This is a genomic window from Paenibacillus sp. FSL R7-0179 (genome assembly GCF_038002265.1).
In the GTDB taxonomy this organism is placed as follows: domain Bacteria; phylum Bacillota; class Bacilli; order Paenibacillales; family Paenibacillaceae; genus Paenibacillus_AQ.
In genome coordinates, this window is the sequence record NZ_JBBOCC010000002.1 from 2,952,150 (window position 1) to 2,973,864 (window position 21,715).

At 49.3% G+C, this 21,715-nt stretch carries 14 protein-coding genes and 2 pseudogenes; 14 read left to right on the forward strand and 2 right to left on the reverse strand.

Features of this window, described 5'->3' with window-relative positions; genetic code table 11:
• Positions 1–188: 188 nt before the first annotated feature.
• The 12 genes and pseudogenes from MKX63_RS29080 (at position 189) to MKX63_RS29135 (ending at position 14,157) form a co-directional block, all read left to right on the forward strand.
• Complete coding sequence (locus tag MKX63_RS29080) at positions 189–644, forward strand: GNAT family N-acetyltransferase (RefSeq protein WP_341022096.1); 456 nt, start codon at positions 189–191, stop codon at positions 642–644.
• 197 nt (positions 645–841) lie between these two features.
• Positions 842–2,299 carry a 4-hydroxyphenylacetate 3-hydroxylase family protein gene (locus MKX63_RS29085; RefSeq protein WP_341022098.1) on the forward strand — a complete coding sequence of 486 codons (1,458 nt, stop codon included), beginning with the start codon at positions 842–844 and terminating at the stop codon, positions 2,297–2,299.
• A gap of 62 nt (positions 2,300–2,361) precedes the next feature.
• Positions 2,362–2,640, forward strand: a complete 279-nt coding sequence (locus tag MKX63_RS29090) for an NAD-binding protein (RefSeq protein ID WP_341022099.1) — start codon at positions 2,362–2,364, stop codon at positions 2,638–2,640.
• A 126-nt stretch (positions 2,641–2,766) separates the two neighbouring features.
• Positions 2,767–3,850, forward strand: a pseudogene (locus tag MKX63_RS29095) (glycoside hydrolase family 3 protein); the annotation flags it as partial.
• 300 nt (positions 3,851–4,150) lie between these two features.
• Positions 4,151–4,621, forward strand: a complete 471-nt coding sequence (locus MKX63_RS29100) for a DinB family protein (RefSeq protein ID WP_341022101.1) — start codon at positions 4,151–4,153, stop codon at positions 4,619–4,621.
• Positions 4,622–4,871: 250 nt separating this feature from the next.
• Positions 4,872–7,184 carry a helix-turn-helix domain-containing protein gene (locus MKX63_RS29105; RefSeq protein WP_341022102.1) on the forward strand — a complete coding sequence of 771 codons (2,313 nt, stop codon included), beginning with the start codon at positions 4,872–4,874 and terminating at the stop codon, positions 7,182–7,184.
• Positions 7,185–7,344: 160 nt separating this feature from the next.
• The gene (locus MKX63_RS29110; RefSeq protein WP_341022104.1) at positions 7,345–8,979 is read left to right on the forward strand and encodes a hypothetical protein; all 1,635 of its coding nucleotides are present in this window, start codon (positions 7,345–7,347) and stop codon (positions 8,977–8,979) included.
• A 2-nt stretch (positions 8,980–8,981) separates the two neighbouring features.
• Positions 8,982–9,911 (forward strand): ABC transporter permease, encoded by a 930-nt coding sequence (locus tag MKX63_RS29115; protein ID WP_341022105.1) that lies wholly within the window; start codon positions 8,982–8,984, stop codon positions 9,909–9,911.
• 15 nt (positions 9,912–9,926) lie between these two features.
• The gene (locus MKX63_RS29120; protein WP_341022106.1) at positions 9,927–10,826 is read left to right on the forward strand and encodes a carbohydrate ABC transporter permease; all 900 of its coding nucleotides are present in this window, start codon (positions 9,927–9,929) and stop codon (positions 10,824–10,826) included.
• A 39-nt stretch (positions 10,827–10,865) separates the two neighbouring features.
• Positions 10,866–12,707, forward strand: coding sequence for a hypothetical protein (locus tag MKX63_RS29125; RefSeq protein WP_341022107.1), 1,842 nt, complete (start codon positions 10,866–10,868; stop codon positions 12,705–12,707).
• A gap of 96 nt (positions 12,708–12,803) precedes the next feature.
• Entirely contained in the window at positions 12,804–13,748 is a 945-nt protein-coding gene (locus tag MKX63_RS29130; protein WP_341022108.1) for an aldo/keto reductase, read from the forward strand.
• Between the two features lie 22 nt (positions 13,749–13,770).
• On the forward strand, positions 13,771–14,157 hold the full coding sequence (locus tag MKX63_RS29135; protein WP_341022109.1) for a MerR family transcriptional regulator: 387 nt from the start codon (positions 13,771–13,773) through the stop codon (positions 14,155–14,157).
• A gap of 19 nt (positions 14,158–14,176) precedes the next feature.
• Here MKX63_RS29135 and MKX63_RS29140 read toward each other — a convergent pair whose 3' ends face one another.
• Positions 14,177–14,920 carry a suppressor of fused domain protein gene (locus MKX63_RS29140; protein WP_341022110.1) on the reverse strand — a complete coding sequence of 248 codons (744 nt, stop codon included), beginning with the start codon at positions 14,918–14,920 and terminating at the stop codon, positions 14,177–14,179.
• Between the two features lie 164 nt (positions 14,921–15,084).
• Here MKX63_RS29140 and MKX63_RS29145 point away from each other — a divergent pair, with 164 nt between their 5' ends.
• Positions 15,085–15,618: a 3'-5' exonuclease gene (locus MKX63_RS29145; RefSeq protein ID WP_341022112.1), complete on the forward strand. Its 534-nt coding sequence runs from the start codon at positions 15,085–15,087 to the stop codon at positions 15,616–15,618.
• Between the two features lie 186 nt (positions 15,619–15,804).
• On the opposite strand, the pseudogene MKX63_RS29150 reads toward MKX63_RS29145, so the two are convergent.
• A pseudogene (locus MKX63_RS29150) lies at positions 15,805–16,079 on the reverse strand (GNAT family N-acetyltransferase); the annotation flags it as partial.
• A 116-nt stretch (positions 16,080–16,195) separates the two neighbouring features.
• Here MKX63_RS29150 and MKX63_RS29155 point away from each other — a divergent pair.
• On the forward strand, positions 16,196–21,622 hold the full coding sequence (locus MKX63_RS29155) for a sugar-binding protein (protein WP_341022113.1): 5,427 nt from the start codon (positions 16,196–16,198) through the stop codon (positions 21,620–21,622).
• Positions 21,623–21,715 lie beyond the last annotated feature (93 nt).

Consider the following 21,715-nt stretch of genomic DNA (forward strand, 5'->3'; position numbering starts at 1 on the left):
CAAAGCCAAAACCGAGTGTGGCTGGGAGCTTGAGTATCCTTCCTGGAGAACAGCATTTTCTAAAGCTTTAAGTTAAGCTCATGTGCAGTCATAATAGGCTTGTCAGAAAACCTGCCATGGGAGTAATATAATATACAGACGTTTAACAGCTATAATTCATACTTAACATCAACTTAGGAGTGGTTACAGTGAAGATTCTTGAAGATGATTTGAGCGGGACACAAGTGATTGGATTAATTGCAGAACATCTGCAAGGCATGGCAGAGGATTCTCCGCCAGAAAGCATTCATGCCCTTAATCTGGATGGGCTGAAGCAACCGGAAATTACCTTCTGGTGTGCTTGGGAGGATGAAGAGCTTCTGGGCTGCGGGGCGATCAAGGAACTAAACAAAGAGCATGCAGAACTCAAATCGATGCGGACCGCTAAGAAGCATTTGCGCAAGGGTGTGGCCCGAAATATTCTTACTCATATTATTGAAGTAGCCATAAGCCGCGGATACAAACGGATCAGCCTGGAGACGGGCTCCATGGATTCATTCATCCCTGCCCACAAGCTGTATGAGGATTTCGGCTTTACGTATTGTGAGCCATTCGCTGATTATATCCCGGATCCGAATAGCAAATTTATGACGAAGGAACTGTAGTTTAATTTATAACACTTGAAGAACAGCATTCTGCAGCTGCAGAGGATGCTGTTTTTTTGCGTGAACACGCTATTATCTGCAAAGTAAATGTTTGAACATGGACAATGTACTGCTTTTAACGGTACTACGTATTTTAGAGAAACTGGATTAGTCAAATAGGCTGAGCCGTTGGATGTTCATGAATGGGGTGGCGGGCTATGGCAGTTAAGAACGGCAAAGAATATATCGAGCGTATCGACCGCCGGCAGATCAAAATATGGTATCAGGGTAAAACCATCGAAAGGCCTTTATCCAGCCATCCTGCCTTCAACGGATTAATGAAGACCCAAGCGGAAATGTATGATATGCAGCATCAGAAGGAAACCATCGAACAAATGACCTTTCAAAGCGTTACGGATGGTAAGCGTTACGGACTTTCCTTCCTGGCACCAAGAAGCAAGGAGGACCTGGTCCGCAGGAGAATCATGATGGAATTATGGGCAGAGAAGCATCAAGGATTTTTAGGGAGATCCCCGGATTATATGAACACGACGCTGATGTCTTTATATACCGCGGCTCATCTGTTACGAGAATACAATCCCGAATATGAAGATAATCTCATAAAATACTATGAATACTGCCGCAGTCAGGACATCACCTTATCCCATGCATTCATTCAACCATTTGCCGGCCGGTTGTCCGAGCTGGTAGACGAGGTGGAGGATTCCATTACAGCTAAAGTAATCGAGCGCAACGAGAACGGAATGGTGGTAAACGGTTCGTTTATGATGGCTACACAGGCAGCTACCTGTGATGAAATCCTGGTGTTCCCTTCAAGTCTCCCTTCCATGCTGGAACCGGATAATCCATATGCCTTCGCCTTTGCCGTGCCCAATGATCTGGAAGGGATGACCTTCATTTGCCGTGAGAGTTATTCAGACTCATCTGTTTATGATCATCCGCTAAGCAGCAGATTTGAAGAAATGGACGCCATGGTGATCTTCGATCATGTGTTCATCCCGCGCAACCGGATCTTTTTCTTAGGGAATGAAGAGATTGGAGAGAGGCTGTTCAGCGAAGGGAATTTCCACAGCCATGCCGGTCATCAGGTGCTTACCCGTTACATTGCCAAGACGGAATTTCTGCTCGGCCTGACCGCTAAATTGTCAGATGAACAGAATATCGCTCTCGAAGCGGTGACGATGGAGCGGATATCCCGGATTCTGACCATGCTTGAGAATTTGAAATCCCTTCGCCTGGCTTCGGAAATGATGGCGGAACCGGATGCCAGGGGCTATTATGTGCCTGCCCCAAAGCCGCTGATTGCTGCTACGATGCAGTATTCCTCCTTTTATCAGGAGATGCTGGGGATGCTTCAGGACATCAGCTCCAGCAGCCTTGTGATGCTTCCTTCCGAGACAGACCTGGCATCAGATGCCGGCGATTTTCTCCGTCTTTATCTTAAAGGACAGGATACCTCAGCCCGCGACCGGATTGCTCTTTTCCGTCTGGCCTGGGAGCTGGCGGTTGGTCCCTTCGGCGGCAGACAGAAACAGTTTGAGCGCTTTTTCTTCGGAAATACCCGTACGCTTACTTCCCGGATGTATAGCGTGTACAATCTGGACAAATACAAAGCGATGATTGATGAATTTCTGCAGCGCGGGGAAGCCCGATAGAATGGCAACTTTTGTAGTTCCTGTTTTGATAACATATTGATCATCATTCCAAGTCCCGTGCCATGGTAGCAACGGTTTCTGGGGAAGTCGTTATTGTCGGCGGGGGCCTTGTTGGTCTTGAGGTTGCCGAATACCTGCATGGTAAAGCCTCCAAGATCACTGTAGTATCTGCGTACCCATGTGATTCCGTTGTTGTCGCCATCGGGGCGAAGTCACGGAACTATGAGGGGCTCCAGCATTTTTGCATTGAGCATGATATTCCTGTTCATGTGATCGGTGATGCTTTACGTGCCCGCAGGGCCTTAAACGTCGTCAGCAAAGCGCATGAAGTGCGAGAATGATCTAACCAGCAACACCATACTATGCTCCCAAAAAAGATATCAAATTACCATATTAGTTGGTGAAATTGCCCTATTCTAATAAAGTAAGCGATCTCATTATATTTGATTATCATTGGAGGAGAGCACGTGGAGCGTAATATCAAAGAAATTATCAGTCAAATGACCTTGGAAGAAAAAGCGGTAATCTGCTCTGGACAAGATTTCTGGAACACTATACCCATCGAGCGTCTTGGAATACCTTCAATTATGATGACAGATGGCCCCCATGGACTTCGGAAGCAGGAAGGGGAGGTTGACCACCTTGGCTTGAACCAAAGTATTCCTGCCACCTGCTATCCCACCGGAAGCGGCCTTGCCTCCTCTTGGAATACCGGGCTCGCGGAGAAAATGGGCTCTATGATTGGACTTGAAGCGTCAGCAGCGGATATATCGATTGTTCTTGGACCGGGAGTGAACATCAAGCGCTCCCCATTATGCGGCCGGAACTTTGAATATTTATCAGAGGACCCGTATTTATCAGGAACACTGGCAGCGAGTTATATACAAGGTGTACAGAGTCAGGGCGTCGGAACCTCCATTAAGCATTTTGCCGTAAACAATCAGGAATTTAAAAGAATGTCAGTCGACGCCCGGGTGGACGAACGAACCTTGCGGGAGATTTATCTCGCCAGCTTTGAGTACGCCATTAAACAAGGACAGCCCTGGACGATCAGCAAGGGCATATTACCGTTGATCCTGAGGTTCAACATCTTAAGGCCCGTGAAATTGCCGGAGAATGTATGGTTCTGCTCAAGAACGAAGAGGACATCCTTCCTATCGGAACTAAGGATTCAGTTGCTGTAATCGGTGCTTTTGCCCGGAAGCCACGTTACCAGGGTGGGGGAAGCTCCCACATTCTTCCTACCAAACTTGATACGGTATATGAAGAAATGCTTAAGATTGCCGGAAGTGATTCCAGTATAAGGTATGCGGCAGGCTATCCGCTGGATACGGACACGACGCCAATGTTGTAGTTGTACTCAGCAACGGAGGACCGCTAGAAATGCCTTGGCTGGATAACGTCAAAGCTGTGTTAGAGGCATATTTAGGCGGCCAGGCATCCGGAGGAGCCATAGCCGATCTGCTCTATGGGCTTGTCAATCCGAGCGGCAAACTGGCTGAGACCTTCCCTAAAAAGCTAATTCACAACCCGTCCTTTAGCGCCAGCCCCAAGCTGGTTCTGGAGGGAGGACATTTCTGCCCGCAATGTGAGCGCGAAACCTGGAATTACAAAGAGCGTGCCAAACGCGAGCCATTTTTCGCCCAGGTATGGAACCCGCTTCATGGTAAAAATGATGGCCGGGTGTATAAAAAAATTGTTTCTGATTGCAAGAGTGAAGAGTGAGGCTTACTACTGATAAGGGGACAAGCTGATTCCTTGACGTAATGAAATATAATAGTTATTATAGATATCTAAAGTCTTTATTTTGATATTTAGCCGTGTGACTAGAAACAAAAGGAGAGCGAGAAGATGGATGTATTCAAAGGTCAATATGAAATGATCCAACGCACAAGGGAATCATTATTTCGTTATTGCGAATCCATGTCCCCTACAGATTATGTGAAAGAAATAGAAAGCTTTGGCGGAGTTTCTATTCGTAGTCTACATGCACATGTAGCAGATTGTTATCGGATCTGGTTAGGAATTCGCGCCCTTGGTAAATCACTTCCCAAATTAAACGTGGAATCCGTTGACAATATAGAGAAAATGCGTGAAATGTTTAAGAACACGGATGAACTGGTTTATGAATTTCTAGATGATTTTAAAATCAAATGGGACCCTACCGTTCAAGCATCCTGGCAGAGTGACAGTGTAGAGTTAACCGAATTATGGTTATTTACGCACACCATCACCCACGAATTTCATCATAGAGGTCAAATTGTTAAAATGGGCAGGCAGCTCGGGTATATTCCGCCGAAAATGAACCTCGCTAAGCTTTAATGGTCTCATAGAGTAAGATTCCGCGCCCAGCGCGGTTTTTTTGATAGAATTTATATGTTTTGGGGTCCCCGCAAAGTACCTGAGTCAACACCTACGCTAAAGCCCCACTTTGTGGGGTTATTTTGTTTTACTCTTACAGTTAACTGCCTTATCTTACTCCATGACAGAGCATACAAGAAAATGGAGGTTTAATTTTGAGACGTTCTACTATACGTTTATTGTAAGCGATTGCAAAAAAAGGGGGCACATCATGGTTACCAAGTTCATAAATAGACATACGTCCTGGTTGATTTTCGGCAAACGCTTTATAAAATACGGTCTGATATTGGCCATTCTCGTGCTAATGATCATTCCGCTGTATTTCAAATCCTATACGCTCGCCAAGCAAATGACAATGGATAAAAGCGAATCCAAGCTGCTGGACGGCGTGGAATCCATGGAGCAGCAGGTGCTGCGGGCCCAAACGATTACTAACTTGCTGCTCCAGGAGGAATCGTTCATGCATCTGTTTTTTCTAAAGGGTGTTCCTTCCAGCGGGTACTACATGGACATCAAAGTGTTACAAAGCAAATTAAAAAGCCTGGCGCTGACCCAGGATATGTATTCCAACGTATATATCCGCTTCAAGGACAATCCGGTATTTATCTCCAACTATATTTCATCGGACGACTATGAAGATGTCTATGCCCGGTACTACCGGTACGGAAACCTCTCTGCGGAAGAGTGGCAGGACCGGCTGTTCGGCGAGAACTACACCATGAAGCTGTTTCCGGCTAAGGAGGTATTCTCTTCTTATTATAGCCGCAAGCCGTTCGACGGCATTACGGCCGTCATTAACAATTCCTATTTCAACGCCATTAAGCAGAAAAGTATCCTGGCCATCGACATGGACCGTGAGGACCTGGTGGGCAAATTGCTGTATGAGGATCAGACGGATGATCATTTCGTCTACATTGTGGACAGTGAGGACCGTATTTTATTCTCCCATAATTACGAAAACGGTGAGCCGCTGGAAACAGCGGAGACGCTTGCCGAAATTGAGCTTTCGGGCGGCAAGTATATCTTGCTTACGCGTTCAAGCGAACGGCTGGGACTTCAGGTTGTAGTCGGCATCCCGGCGGGAGCCTTCGAGGAGAACGTTAATTCCTTGCTCGAACTTGTAGTACTCTACGTCGTGGCGGGTATGGCACTTACCGTGGTGCTGGCTTTCCTGTTTTCGATGAGGGAGACGAACGCTTTGAAGAAGCTGGTAGAGACGGCGGCAAGGTCGACCCAACAGGGCTTTACGCTGCGCAACGAATTCGAGTACCTGGACAACGCCTTTACCGAGATTCATACGCGGAGCGAACAGCAGCAAGGGCGGATCGAAGCATTGAATGATTCCATTAAATATTCCATTGCCAAGCATATGCTTATTCTGGGTGCCTTTACGGAGCGGGAAAAGGAAGAAGCGGAAAGCTATTTCGGCTCCGCCTTCGAGCGGTTTGGTGTGGTGAAAGCTATCTACAAGGTGGACAGCCCCCAGGCAAGACTCAAGGACGTGCAGCACAATATCGGACTGGAGCTGGAGGAACGGTTTAACGCCGTCATGCGCCATCGTCCGCTTGCGCTCAATTTTCATGCGGGCGAAACGGTCTTTATCCTGTTTTTCGATCCAGACGAAGATGCGGTAGGGCGTGCGGAGATTAAAGTCCGGTTGTCAGAGTTGATCCGGTCGCTAAATACCGAATCGCCGCTGGCGGTGACCGTAAGCATCGGAGTCAGTGAAATCATGTCCGGCCCGGAGCAGGCCAAGGCAGCTTATCAACAAGCAAAATACGCCTTGGGTATTAATGAGAACGAGGTAGCCAGCGGAGTATATCTGTTTGAACTTCCTACTGATGAGTCCGATACTCGTCCGTCTTTTGACAATGCTGTGCTGCTGAAGCTGTACGATGCCCTGATCGCTGGCGAGACAAGCCTGGTAGCGCAAATATTAGATGATTGTTTTGGACCTCTGGCCGAATACTCCTTAACGGAGCAGGAGCAGCTGCAGATCTTTTTCTCCGTCCGGCAGACGGTGTTCAGCGCCCATAAGGTGATCGGGGGAGACAAGAGCAGTCCAGGTGGACATGCGCTGACGATTCCGGCTTACGACCAGTCGCAGGATATGATCCGGCTGGCTGACCGCCTGCGGAGGACCGCATTCGATTTATGCGACATTGTGATAGGCAACAAGAAGAGCAACAACAACAGGCTGAAAACCGGTATTTTAAATTATATTGGGGCGCATTTTGGAGAGGCTGGCCTGTCTGCCGGCAGTATTGCCAGCGAACTGCTTATTTCAGAGAAATATGTCTTTTCCTTTGTGAAGGAGCAGACCGGTAAAAGCCTGGGCAAATATATAGAAGAAATCCGGCTGCTGAACGCGGAGCAACTGCTTTTAACCACTGATTATGCCAATAACCGGATCTGGAAGCAGTGCGGCTTTGGCAGCGAAAATACATTCTACCGGGCTTTCTCCAAAAAGCACGGTGTAACGCCAACCGTATGGCGGGAAAACCAGAGCAATCTTACTGACTGACAATGGGGGGGAGAATAACCAGCCCCTCTGATCTTACCCGGTGACAGCGTTTAAGAGAAGTAACGGTTTTCACGGTGGGGCTAAGGGCAATACAATCGACCTGTAAGCGATTACAAATAAATATTGTGGATCACACGATCCCAAAAGGGAGGAATACCGTTTGACCCAACAGATCAGTAAAGAACGAAAGACGCTATCAGCAGGATTGCTAGTTCTTCCTATGCTGGGTGCGCTGCTCTCGGCTTGCTCGCAAGGCAATCAACAGGCGAACGAGAGCGGAGAGGGAGGACGCCCCGTCATTACGGTTGCCGTTCAGGCTAATCCGAATGTAGAGGACTATGAAACGAACCATTATACGAAGCTTGTGGAAGATGCGATGAACGTCGATCTCAAGTTTCTGGAGCTGCCCAGCCAAGTGGACGAAGCGTTGACCAAGCTGTCGCTGATGGTCTCCTCAGGAGCAGAACTGCCGGATGTCGTCAACATTTATTTAAATGAATCGACAGTCTTCGATTATGCTGCCAAAGGCGTGTTCATTCCCCAGGACGATTATTTGAATAATCCGGAGCTCGCTGTCAATTTCAATAAAATACCGGAGAAAGAATTCGTTCGCAGCTCGATGAAACTGCCCGATGGCAAGGTGTACGCACTGCCAAGATACGCCCCGCAGAAATGGAATGAAGGCTCCAACCGGGCCTGGATCAACAGCGAATGGCTGGAGAGGCTGAAGCTGGACATGCCGAAAACGACAGATGACCTGTATACTGTCCTGAAAGCGTTTGTAGAGCAGGACCCGAACGGAAACGGCAAGAAGGACGAAGTCGGTTTTGTCGGCTCACTGAACGGCTGGTCGCAGAACCCGCGCGTCTATTTGATGAATGCCTTTATTTACGCCGATCCGGGCAAGAGCTATATGAATGTGAAAGATGGCCGGATCTTCCCGGCTTTTACTCAACCGGAATGGAAGGAAGGGCTGGCGTTCATGAACAAGCTCGTGAAGGAAGGCCTGTTCTCGCCCTTGTCCTTCACCCAGGATGAAACCCAGATGAAGGCGCTTATCAACGTGCCGGGCGGGATGGCTGGTGTTGTTACGGCCGGCAGCTACAGTACATTCGGCCCGGAGCTGGACAATAAAATGACGCTGCTGCCTCCGGTCAAAGGTCCTTCGGGTCTGGCGGCGACTCCGTACAGTCCCTCCCTGCCAACCCAGTTGTGGTTCATCACGAAGGATGCGAAGGACCCGGAGCTTGCCTTCAAGGTCGGCGATTATATGCTGGACCCTGAGCTGTCTATCGTAAGCCGGTACGGCGAGAAGGGCGTTGACTGGAGCGATGATCCAGCCGTTGTGGCCGAGTATGTCGGCCCGTTTGAAGCATTGGAGGGAGTACCTGCAGCCGTGGCTGAGCTGAATCCGTCCATTTGGAACAACCCGCAGAATAAACACTGGAACGATGCCAATCCCGCTTACCGTTCGCTGGAACTGGGGAAAACGGTATCCAATCTAAAGAAGGATGCGGACGATGCACTGCCCAACTGGAGACCTGCATTTGAAGAAGGGTATGTACCGGCTTTTCCGGAAGAAGTCATCGTCAAGCTGGGCTATCTGCCGGAAGAGTTGAAGCAAATCGCCAACAGCAAAACGGCTATCGACAACTACGTGAATGAAAGCGCCGTGGCCTTTATCACCGGCAACCGTCCGTTGTCACAGTGGGACGATTACATTGCCGAGCTGAATAAAATGGGGATTGAGCAGTATTTGGAAGTCACTCAAGCCGCCTATGACCGGTCGAAGTAGCCATGCGAGGATCTGTACTCAATTGGCTGAAAAAAGAAGTTCTGCCGAGCTGGCAGCTGTACCTGTTTCTCCTTCCGGCCACCGTGTACATCATCATTTTTGCTTATGTGCCGATGGCAGGCGTTCAGATTGCCTTCAAAAACTACAATTTCAATCTGGGAATCTGGGGCAGCGAATGGATCGGATTGGACAATTTCAGCCGCTTCTTCGATTCCTATCAGTTTACAACCCTGATTTGGAATACCATTAGCCTGTCCGTTTACAGCTTGCTGATTTCCTTTCCTTTGCCGATTCTGTTTGCCCTGGTGCTTAATTCGTTTACGGGGCAGAAATTCAAAAAAATCGTACAATCCGTTTCTTATATGCCGCATTTTATTTCAACGGTTGTCATCGTCGGCATGTTAGTTCAGCTATTCAATCCGCGTACCGGTGCTTTTGGAGCGCTGTATATGTTCTTTAGCGGTGAATTACTGGCGGATGCCTTTGCCAATCCGGGCGCTTTCCAGCACTTGTATGTCTGGTCCGGCATATGGCAGGGCATCGGCTGGAGCAGCATCATTTACATCGCTGCCTTGTCTTCCGTTGACGAGCATTTGCACGAGGCTGCTCAAATCGACGGCGCTTCGCGTCTGCAGCGGGTGCGGCATATCGATTTTCCGTCCATTTTGCCTACGGCTACCATCATGCTGATCCTGGCGGTCGGAAATATCATGGAAGTTGGATTCGAGAAAGTGTTCCTCATGCAGAATGAATTGAATATTTCGAAAAGCGAAGTCATCTCCACTTATGTATATAAGGTAGGATTGACGATCGGCTCGGGCGATTTCTCGTTTGCGACTGCGATTGGGTTGTTTAATTCACTCATTAACTTTGTACTGTTGATTATGGTGAACTACGCCGCCAAGAAATTCAGCAATACCAGCCTGTGGTAAGGAGGGAGACCGGCAATGAGCCTGACCAAATTTTCAACGCACCCGGCTTCGGATAAAGTGTACTACATCATTTCCGGCTTTATTTTGACTTTTATTTTAATCGCTGTGTCCTATCCGCTTATTTACGTGCTTTCGGCTTCCTTCTCTTCAGGCAATGCCGTATCGTCCGGCCAGGTTCTGCTCTGGCCTGTCGATTTCAGTCTGGAAGGTTATGAAGCTGTATTCAAAAACAAAGATATCCTCAGAGCTTACGGCAACACGTTTCTGTATACCGTTCTGGGAACGCTGGTGAATGTCACTGTCGTTATGACCTGCGCTTACGCGCTTTCCAGACCAGGGCTGAAGGGCAGAGGCGGCTTTATGTTTCTGTTCACGTTCACGATGTTTTTCAGCGGCGGCCTGATTCCGTTCTATATATTAATGAAAGACCTCCATCTGATCAACACCATGTGGGTGATGGTGCTTCCGGGCGCGCTTTCCGTATACAACATGATCATCGCGCGAACCTTTATCCAGTCATCCATTCCGGGAGAACTGATCGAAGCGACCAGCATCGACGGCTGCAGCGATGCGCGCTTTTTCTTCTCCTTCGTGCTGCCGCTGTCCAAAGCCGTCATCGCGGTCATCACGCTGTTCTCGGCGGTGGGCCACTGGAACGCCTATTTCAATGCTCTCATGTATCTGAATGACCGCTCGCTGTACCCGCTGCAAATTATTTTGCGGGAGATTCTGATCATGAACCAGGTCGATGTCAGCATGATTATGGACCCTGAACTGCAGGTGGCCAAAGCTCAGGCGGCGGCTGTGCTGAAGTACTCCCTGATTGTCGTGGCGACGCTTCCCATTTTATGCGTGTACCCGTTCATTCAGAAATATTTTGTCAAAGGCGTGATGATCGGTTCGCTGAAGGGCTAGGTCTACCAAAGAAACAGGCAAGGAGTTGAGCCAAAGGTAATGAGTCCATTAAGTGAGTTGCAGCCGCTGTCCGGCGCCGGTCTGTATGCATATATCGACGCGCTGAAGCGGCCGGCGGCTTTCAAGCCAACCGGTTTCTCCAAGGATATCTATCTGGATCTGATGGAATGGTCGATTCAGGAATACGGGCTGGAGCAGGCAGATAAGAGCTGGGGGAAGGACCCGCAGGGGTGTCCAGAGGATCTCCAGACCTATTGCCGCGTGGTCTCTGTTCTGGCAGGGTTGATGGCGGGCGGACGCAAGCTTGAACTTTATCCGCTATGGGAGAGCATGATGGACACGGGCTGCCGGGAACTGCCGCGAACGACGGGCAATCAGATGGTCGATTTCAGTACCAAGGAGCTGCTGCTGGCCTATAAGGCGATGAAGCCGCATGTTTCCGCAGAACAGTCAGTGAAATGGAAAAATGAATTAACCCGCATTGAGCCTGCGGTCAATTATGTGTATACGCTGGCTTCCGTTTCCGGGCTTGAACGGCTGCACAATATCAATATTTACAACATGGCCGGCGAGTATTTGCGCGAAACGGAGGGAATGACAAACGCCGCCGGTTATTTAGCCAATCATTGGCCGGTGCAGTTGCAGAAATTCGACGGGAACAGAATGTATATGGACCCGGGCTGTCCGCTGTTGTACGATCTGGCGGCCCGCTGCCACATTCAGCTGATATTGGCGGCCGGATATCGTGGAGCGTTTCATGAAGAGTTGAACCACAAGCTGGCGGCCGGCGGAATGATGACCTTGTTCATGCAATCCGCTGCCGGCCAGTTTCCTTTCGGAGGACGCAGCAGCCAGTTCCAGTTCAATGAAGCGCTGGCGGCGGCGTGCGGGGAATTTGAAGCCGCGCGGTATCGGCGGGAAGGCAGGCTCAAGCTGGCCGGCGCTTTCAAACGAAGTGCCAGACTGTCGGCGCAGGCTATCCTGCGCTTCGTCCGTGATATTACGCCGCCGCGCCATGTCAAAAACTACTATAATATCCGTTCCGGTTACGGGACGGAATCCTACGCGTATTATGACAAGTATATGATTACGCTAGGCAGCTTCGCTTATATGGCCTATCTGTTCGCGGAGGATGATATTGCCGAAGAGCCTTGTCCTGCCGAATGCGGGGGATATGTGCTGGCGACCTCGGAGCACTTCCACAAAGTGTTTGCCGCTGCCGGAGGCCAATCCGTGCAATTGGACACTGCCGCCGATCACCATTACGACTCCACGGGTCTGGGAAGATATCACCGTCAGGGTGTTCCTGCGGAACTGGCGTTGTCCAGCCCGCTGTGTGCCGAGCCTGAATACCGGTTGCCCGAAGGGGTCCGGTCTCTGAACGCTGCGATTGGTCCGCGCTGGGAGCGGCGGGACGGGACAGCGGGTTATCTGGCAGATCTGAGCGGCGGGCTGGAGCATGAGCTTCAGGTCATCCGGCAAGACAGCGGCGTCGTGGAGTTCAGGATCACCTATCACGGTCAGGGTCTGCCGGAAGACGGGCGGGTGACGGAGCGATACGCTTTGTCGGAGGATGGTTTGGAGATTGCTGCCGAGCTTGACGAGCTGGATTCGGGGCCAATTCTTTATCAGGTCCCCCTGCTCTGCGGCAATGGACAGGAATGGAGCACGATAACGGCGGAGCCGCACGCCGTAAATGTTGCACTTGGCCCGTTCCGCTATACAGTTAGTGCAACCGGCTGCTCCTTCGAGGTAGAGGAAGAACACTGCGGCAACCGGAACGGGGAATACCGCCAAGCTGTGATCCGGTCGCCCGGTCCATCCTTGAGTCTTCGGCTTAAATTATGGACCGAAGGGGAAGAGGGGATGGAAAATGGATGAACAGTATTGACTTAGAGTGCACTTAAACTTTTATACTGGTCACGTACGATGCAAAAAAGTAGAAGTTCATTCAATTTGTTATAGGGAGGAAATCGTGTGAAACAATATCCGTTGGGGAATACAGGAATGCTGGTAAGTGCTTATTCTTTAGGCTGTCTGAATTTCGGATCACGAACCGACAAGAAAACCTCTTTCCAGCTGCTTGATCATTTTTTGGAGGCAGGGGGAAACTTTCTGGATACAGCCAATAATTATGCGATATGGAACGAAGGCTGTGTTGGCGGAGAAAGTGAGTCTTTGCTTGGCGAATGGATGAAAGAAAGAAAAAACAGACATCAGATCATTGTAGCCACCAAAGTGGGAGCAAAACCGGTAGTGCCGAAAAGCGAAAAAATGGAAGGCTTAGGCCGTCAAGCGGTTGAGAAGGCAATTGACGAAAGCTTACTGAGGCTTGGAACAGATTATGTAGATTTATATTATGCTCATGTAGACGATAACGAAACTGAACTTGAAGAAACCTTGGAGACCTTTGATTCCTTGGTCAAAGCTGGTAAAGTAAGAGCTATAGGCTGCAGTAATTACCGGTTTTCCAGGCTCCTTGAGGCCAAGGCGATTAGTAAATCAAAAGGGTGGGAGTCCTATTGCTGCCTCCAGCAGCGACATACGTATTTGCAGCCTAGAGCGGATGCGGATTTCGGAGTGCAGGTCAGTGCGGATGAGGACTTACTTGCTTACTGCAGTCAACACGACGATTTTACGCTCTTGGCATATTCTCCCCTCCTTGGAGGCCTATACAACAATAAGGAAGCTGTCCTGCCCGATGCCTACCGGAGAGAGGATCAGATGACCCGATTGGATACTCTAAGGAAGGTTGCCGGAGAGCTGGGAGTGACACCGAATCAGCTTGTCCTGGCTTGGATGCTGCACAAGCACCCGAGAGCTCTTCCCATTGTTGCTGCAAGCGGTCTAACGCAATTGGAAGAAAATTTGGGGGCACTTAAGCTACAAATTAGCTCAGAACAGCTTGATCAATTAAACTAATGTTGAAAGGAGCATACTCGTTATGACTGGTAAAGAGCTGACCATTCAGCAGGCAGCTGAGATGACGGGGTTAAGCGTACATACCCTCCGTTATTACGAAAGGATCGGTCTGATGGACCCCATCCCCCGTGCCGGGAATGGTCATCGGATTTATCGGGAGCATGATTTTGAATGGATCGTATTACTCGCAAAGCTTAGGACTACAGGAATGCCGATTGCACTTATGCAACAGTTCGCTGATATGATGCGGCTTGGCAATGAGGGCATTCCAGAGCGCAGAAAACTTCTGGAAGAGCATGAGCGCAAATTAATCGAGCAGGCTCAAACGATTCATCAGACTTTGGATATTCTGCGGGGGAAAATTGATTACTACCGTTCTTGGGAAGAGGATACCAGGCGGGAGGCCTGAAAGAACAAGAGGAAGACGGTTATTTACAAGCGTTATGTCTATTCGGATTCAGAACAAGGAAATCCTCTGCAAGCTCAGACAGCTTGGCTACCAGTTCGTCCATACCGGTCTTCAGCTTGAACTCCATTTCCTCCTGATATAAAGGAACCAGGAAATAAACCTGCACCTGATTACCATCCTTCGTATGGACGGTGCTAACCTCTTCCGGCAGAGCAAACAGGATCACGCCGGACAGCTCCGTGTTAGCCGCATATGGCTCGTAATCCTCAGTGTTGGGGATCGTATGGCCGTATCCAAGCCAGGTCTGATACATATGCGGGAACCGGGCAAGCATCTTCATTAGCCGGATGGGCCAGTAGTTCTCCTCCGCTTCAAAATCCTCCTGCGAAAGCGGCCAGTCTGCCGGCAAAAACATCATCAGCTCCGCGCGTTCCAGATGCTTGTACTCTTCACGGATCTCCTGCGGGAGTGTCATCGGCAGATCGCTCATCCCATTGGTGTACAGCACCCGGTATGGCTCATCAGGTGTAGCCTCCATAATATTCACATCAATATGTATGATATCTGAAATCAGTTCATGGAACACGCCGGTTTCACGGTTGGGAAAGACCCGATTGAAATGTTCGTTTAAATCTTCCATGTACAAAATATTGGAGGGAGGTGTAATTTGCCGCTCATCCGGAGCGTCATAACCATAAATGGTGGTACCGTCTTCCGATTTGCCCATTGTATTGCCGCCAAACAGCTTTTTGAAAAAGTTCATGACTTTGCTCCTCTGTGTGGTTTATATTCCGATGCTAGATGATAGAAGTTTGAAACCTCACTTGGAAGTATAACAAAAGACATAGTCCCGGAGCGATGGGTCTATCGATTCATCATTGTCATAATATGAACTGAAGGTGAAATAAACAATGAAAAGGAGCATATATGAACTACATCATTTTTGATTTAGAAGCCACCTGTTGGGAGAATGACCGCAAAAGGCAAAACGAAATTATTGAGATCGGAGCCGTAAAGCTTAATGAAAAGCTGAAGACTGTGAGCGAATTCCAAATTTTTGTCAAGCCTTCATTAAGCCCACAGCTTTCTGATTTTTGTAAGCAGCTTACCTCCATCTCCCAGGCGGATGTGGATGCTGCAGTGTACTTTCCGCAGGCAATCCGTCAATTTCAAGAGTGGATAGGCAATGAAGCCCATGTCCTCTGCTCCTGGGGGTTCTATGATAAAAACCAGTTGCAGAAGGATTGCGCACTTCATCAAATCGCAAGTGAATGGACGAATAACCATATCAGTCTCAAGCATCAGCACGGGAGGATGATTGGCAAGGAGCGGGGCGTGGGCATGGAGATAGCCTTGACGATGCTGAAGCTGCCACTTGAAGGTACCCACCATAGAGGTATCGACGATGCCAAGAACATTGCGAAAATCTTCGTTAAGATTTTTGATCAATTGAAGTTTTGATAAAAGCAGTGCATGGCATAAAAACATTTAAAATGGCCCCACTGAAGCAGACAGCCAGTGCAGTTCCTATAACTAAGGGTCCCTTGAAAATGAATGCCATGAACAAGAGTACAACGTTAATCAGAGTTCTGGCAAAAAATATATTCTTTCGAGTTATTTTTTTTAGTGAGAGTGTTAATAAAAGCATCATTTCGATAATAAATCTTTTATCAACAGATAATGCGGAATTCCATCTTCCATAAATTCCTCAGAGTTTGCACTGTAACCTAATTTCTCGTAGAATCCCCTTGCTTGTGATTGTCCATGCAATTTGACCTGCCAAAGTCCCTTCCCCCTTGAAATTTCTTCTAAAGAGTTTATTATTTTTTCCCAACTCCAAATTTCCGATAGGGTTCTAGAATGCATATGCGTTCGAGCTTTCCTTTCCCATCAAGGTCGCGTACTCTTCCTGTTCCAATGGGTATTCGATAACAACACTGTAGATTGATATTTGAATAAATTGTAAAATTCTGCATAGGTTGAATAACAACAAATTTACGGAGGAGGAAATTATGAAAGCGCTATTATATCCGCTACGATGAAGCAAGCTGTTGAAGCCTTGGTGTTTAAGATATGGGTAAGCCGTAGGCGCACGGATCGAAAAAAAGGAGGATTTTCAATGATGTCAAAACGATTTGGCAGAGTGCTCGCGTTCCTCTGTTGCTTGCTAATGGTGGCGTCACTAATGCCTACCAGCTTTGCCGCCGCCACTGACAACAACGAGTATACAGAAGCACTTAATGGCGACAGCAGTTCTACAGCTCTTACAAGCCTGCAGACAAATGAAACGCCGACCGCCATTTATGGAACTCCCGAACTCGGGTCAGACGACCCGCTGTGGGCCCTGACAATGGAGCATCTCATCAACAAAAGCACTGTGCCCGGCGACCCCAGGCCCCATTCCACAGGCACAGCCAGGATCCTTTGGGACCAAGACTACCTGTATGCCCGTATAGTCGTGGAGGACAGCAATCTATATCAGGGACCCGGCAATGATTATCAGTACGACGGCCTGGAGTTTTATGCGGGCCCTGGAACCCAAGGCGCGAATCAATGGCGCATCAGCGCGGCGGGCGTGTTTTCAGGGCAAAACGCTCCGGGCAGAGCTGCGTGGACTAAGATCACGGACACAGGATATATCGTGGAGATGAGAATACCTAAAAGAACCTTGAACTTGCAGGCAGGCCCGTTTACCTTTGAAGTTTATATCAATAACTCGTCGGAAAAGGGCGGTGACCGCTATGAAGTCGTTTCCAGTTTCGGAACTCCGGACGCGGCTTACAACAATGCTGCTTCTTTTACAAACAGCCTGAATCTCATTGCCGCTAGTGGAGCGGACGACAGATTCTCAATCACCGCCACGGCGGAATCCGGCGGCCGGATAACGCCGAACGCACCCGGCAATGTTCTGAGATTAGCTGGCGGCTCAGACCAAACCTTTACGGTTATTCCCGATCACGGCAAAATGGTAGATACCATAAAGGTAGACGGAGAGGACGTTGCTCTATCCGATGATGGCACTTATACCTTTTCAAATGTTGCCGCTAACCATACCCTTCAAGTGACATTCAAAAATGATTCGACCGCGGAGTTGCTCCCCTTTATTGTATGGAATGACAACTTCGCCCGCGGCGAGTACACGACGGCTGTCATCATTGACTTAGGCGAAGGGAAGGCGGCGGAAGGCTCCAAGCTTAATCCGGACTTGTTTACCGTCTCGGCCAGGAACACGACCCTGAACGGCGAATCGGTATCCTTTGAAGGGACGCGCAAGATCACTAGGGTATACGCCAATGACGAACCGAAGGTACGCGGCTATTTGGGGACGGTAAGCCGTTCACCGGATTATCAGGACGGACTGGAACGCGGCCGTTACATCGTAGTTGAGTTCGAGTTCTATTCAGAGAGCGGCGGCAATATAACGCTGGATGGCAATATGAACTCAACAAAACAGGTTTACAGCGTCGTCCAAAACGGCGAGCTCGTACTGACAGAAGGGGAACCGCTTAACTACGTGGTTTTTGAACAGGAAAAAGTTGTGAATCCGATCCTTGACCAATTTACAGCACCTACGGGCAATTCGGTCAATCGCGCGCTCTACCTTCACAAGGATGGAAACGGTGAGGTGTCGCGGGGCTTGCCGCTGTATGTCTATACCCACGGCATGGGACGCGGCGGCACAAGCGCTGCAACTGACCCCAAAGCGGCTATGAAATCCGCCAATGGCTCGGTCGCTCTGATGAAGAAAATGGAAAAATACCCCGAGAAATACGCCAGCCATATCCTGAATATTTCCTATAATGGCACAAGTACTCCCTCCACAGCCAATGTTAAGAAGGTTATAGATGACCTGGTTGCCAGTGGTGCAGTAGACCCTAACCGTATTTACGCGGCGGGCTTCTCATGGGGCGGTCAGTATACGAACAGCTTAGTTAACGCTTATCCCGGCTTTTTTGCGTCTGCCGCACCTATGTCTCCGGTAAGCGGCTCACCGAACGCGAATGCCAACTACCTTCACACCAACCTGGCCTATTGGATGTTTATCAATGAGTATAACGTTGGAGTATACCAGACTAATCTCGCTAACTTCATAACCACCAATATGCCGAAAATGATCAACGCGAGAGCTTCGCGCTTTGAGAGCAATGAGGCTCTTACATGGCCTTACAATCAATTTGATCAGCCGAATCAGAAACCGGATCCCAAACATTCACCTGTCCTGAGTGATTCAGTGGCGCACGAAGTGGAAGCGGCGGTTCTTTACAACGACATAACGATGGGGACTTGGAGCATAGCGCCCACAGCGCAGTCCTCTAACTTGCCGGCTTGGAACAATGACTACACTGACGTCTTTGACTGGATGTTCGCGCAGACCGCAGCAAACCATCGGCCTGTTGCCGGATACGGTTCACCTGTACTCGGCACAAACGACAAACTGTGGGAACAAGCTGCAGCGTTTGACATCAACAACAGTAGCGCACCCGACCAGAAGATAGGCCCCAAGGCTACCGGCAAAGCTAAAGTATTTTGGGACGAAGACTTCCTGTATGCACGCGTTGTGGTTACCGACCCGAATGTATGCGTCGGACACACGCCTGGCACTGAGTACATGACCGACAGCGTAGAATTGTATGTCGGTGACGGAAAAAATGGCTCAAACCAGTGGCGCATTGGCGCAAGCGGTATTTTCTCAGGTCAAGCCGCTGCGGGCCGCGACGGTTCGGTTACACGAACGGACACCGGTTATATCGCGGAAGTGAAGATACCTAGAAGAACCATTGAGTTCACGAGCAATTCCCCGATTACGTTTGATGTGTACATCAATAACTCAACGGGTGCGGGGAATGACCGTTATGAGGTGGTATCCGCTTTAGGTAAGCCCGACGCGGGTTATGGCAGTTCTGACAGCTTCAAGAATAGCTTGCTGCTGCTTGGGGGCTCCACGGTATCCAGGCACCCCGTTAACGCCACGGCAGGATTAAACGGCACCATCTCGCCATCCGGCTTGATTCGGGTAGCTGACGGCGGAAGCCAATCCTTTACATTCACTCCGATCAGCGGTTATGTCGTGGATATCGTAACTGTAAATGGAGCGCCTGTAGAGATTGCAAACAATACGTATACCTTGAAAAACGTAAACACCGATGACAAGGTAATCCATGTTACATTCAAACCCGATCCGGCCGCTACGTTACTTAACTTTATCGTATACAACGATAACTTTGCCACCGGAGAATTTACCACAGCCGTTATCATCGATCTAGGTGCGGGAAATGAAGCTATGGGTGCCGACCTTAGTTCAAACCTGTTTACAGTCTCGGCGAGGAATACTCTGCTGAACGGTGACCCGGCATATCAAGGCAATCGCACCGTCCGTAGAGTATACGTCAATGACGAACCTAGGCCCAGAGGGTATAAGGGTGTGAACCAGAACTCTCCTGATTACCAGGCTGGACTAACTAAAGGCCGCTACATCGTTGTAGAATTGGAATTTTGGACATTAACCGGCGGACAGTCCACTTTGGAAGCATCCAAATCCACCATCCAGAATTACAACATTGTATCTAGTGGCGATATCAAGCTTGATGGCAAGGCTGCCATTGTTAAGTCAGCTTTCGCACAGTCAGGTACCGTCAATGAAATCATCGACAAATTTGAAGTGGGTCCCAAAATTGACAACGCGGAAGCGATGCAGTATGGACTCTATATTCATAAGGACGGCAACGGCGTTCCGGTAAAAGGGCTTCCCCTTTACATCTATGCTCACGGCTCTACCCGCGGCGGTACACAGGACGGGGATACCTTTGCGCCCATCAGGTCCGCCAACGGAGCCACCGCGCTTATGAAAAAAATGGAGAAGAACTCTAAATACGCTAGTCATATAATCGCTTTGCGGGCGCAAAACAACGTTCAGGCAACACCCGCTACCTTAAAGGCTTATATTGATGATCTCGTAAGGAAGGGACTTGTTGACCAAAGCCGTATTTACATGGCAGGCTTCTCTATGGGATCCGCTTATACGAATAATTTCTTGACGACATATCCCGATTTGCTCGCAGCCGCAGCGCCCATGTCTTTTCCACCATCAATCAACGCGAAACAAGCCGAAACTCTTAAAAACTTTGCATACTGGTCATTCGTTAACACAACTGATTCTGCAACAATAAAAACAGGGGCGGATACTTATATAGCGAATATAATGCCCCTATTGGAAAACGCTAGGCACACGTTCATCGACAGAAATGAAATATTCGTTTGGCCTTATGACCAATGGACAAAGGCGGAAGCACCTGTTAATGGAACCAATTGGATTCCTTCCGGCCATGAGATGGAAGCTTCAGTTCTGTGGAACAATATTTCAGGCTACACGGATACTTTGTCCAATGTAGGTTCCGACAAGGAGTGGAGCCTTAAACCTACGGCGCAGTCCTCTAAGTTGCCGAGGTGGAACAATGACTACACTGACGTCTTTGATTGGATGTTCGCGCAGAGAAAAACGAGCGCACCCAATCCTTCTGGTGGCAGTACGGGCAATACCGGCAATACCGGCAATACCAGCAATACGGGCAATACGGGCAATACCAGCACCGGGACAGTCACTGGATCGTTGAAGCCGACCTACACAGTCAGCACACCGAAGGATAAGCCCGCGGTCACGGACAAGAACGGCAACACCACCCTGCCCGGCGGCGGCGAGATTGCGACCAAGGGCGGGACGAAGATTAAGGTACCCGAAGGTACGACTATAGACTCAAAAGGTAAGGTGACCCTTCCGGCGGGCAAGAGCGCCGAAGTGACAATACAAGGCGGCGTGAGTGCCGGCTTAGACAAAGGCATGTTGCTGAACATCCATGAAGGTACGGAATTTGTGCTCAATGACGACACCCCGCTGGGCTTCCTCGTGGTGTCTGGCAATCCTTTCAGGGATGTCAACATGGACGACTGGTTCTACAGCTACGTAAACTCCGCCTACACATATCTTCTTTTCAACGGCACGACGTCCACGACGTTCTCACCGGGCACCTCAATGACGCGTGCGATGTATGTGCAGGTACTGGCCAATCTTGAGAACGTAGACCGCTCCGGCTACACGAATTCCCGCTTTAGCGACGTACCGGCTGGGCAGTGGTACACGTCGGCAGTCGAGTGGGCGGCCGAAAACGGCATAGTCAACGGTATAAACGCAGACCTGTTCGAACCCAATTCACCGTTGACACGCGAGCAGATGCTGGTGATGCTGTACAATTACATGAAGTACAAGGGCTATGAGATACCTGAAAGCCAATCTAAATCCTTCGCGGACGAGAGTCAGATCAGCTCATGGGCGTTGAAGGCCGTTCGTGCACAGCAGGGTATCGGAATTGTATCAGGCAAGCCGGACAACATCTTTGCCCCCCAAGCCACCGCCACCCGCGCTGAAGTAGCTGCTATCTTTATAAAGTTCATCGAATATCTGGCTAAGTAAAAGCGTAAACAGAAACATGCGGACCCTTTCAGCTGAGCAAGATTCAGCCGGAAGGGTCTCTTTTCAGTAATCCTGACTACAAGAGAAGGAAAA